General features: G+C 65.7%; 1 protein-coding gene. It reads left to right on the top strand.

Annotated features, from left to right (window positions below):
* A partial coding sequence (locus A9X03_RS12235) for an acyl-CoA dehydrogenase family protein (protein WP_255396727.1) occupies nt 1–671 on the top strand: 671 nt, incomplete at both ends.

Raw genomic sequence — 671 nt, 5'->3', positions numbered from 1 at the left:
TTCGCCCAGAACGAGCTGGTCAGCAAGTGTCACGACATCCAGACCGCGGACGCGGTGGATGCCGACGAGCAGCGCGAGCTGGAGGCCCGCGCCGCCGGGCTGAAAGCGGCCAACACCTGGCACGCATCGCGGGCGATTCAGGAGGCGCGCGAGGCCTGCGGTGGCGCGGGTTACATGGCCGAGAACCGGTTGGTCGCGCTGCGCGGCGACACCGACGTCTTCACCACGTTCGAGGGCGACAACCACGTACTGACGCAGTTGGTGGCCAAGGAGCTGCTGACGGCCTACGCCGATGACATCCGCAGCATGAGCCCCGTCGAATGGGTGCGCTTCGCCGCCAACACCGTCGGTGAGCGCGTCGTCAAACGGACTGCGGCAGAGACGATTATCCAAACGATCGTGGATGCCCGGCAGGACAGCGAGGAAGAGGGCAGCCTCTTCAACCGCGGCACGCAGATCAAGATGTTCGAGGACCGCGAGGAATATCTGCTGGCGTCCGTGGCCCGTCGGCTGCAGGCAAAATCCAAGGAGATGTCGGAGTTCGACGCGTTCAACGCGGTGCAGGACCACGTTTTACACGCGGCGTCCGCACACATCGACCGGGTGGTGCTCGAGGCGTTCGTCGCCGGCATCGATGCCTGCCCGCACGAGGAAACCCGCGAACTGCTCGG

Origin of the sequence: Mycobacterium sp. E1715, from assembly GCF_001667625.1 — a bacterium.
GTDB lineage: Bacteria > Actinomycetota > Actinomycetes > Mycobacteriales > Mycobacteriaceae > Mycobacterium.
Note: the sequence above shows the minus strand (reverse complement) of the source record. Positions and strands in the feature narration are given on the sequence as shown.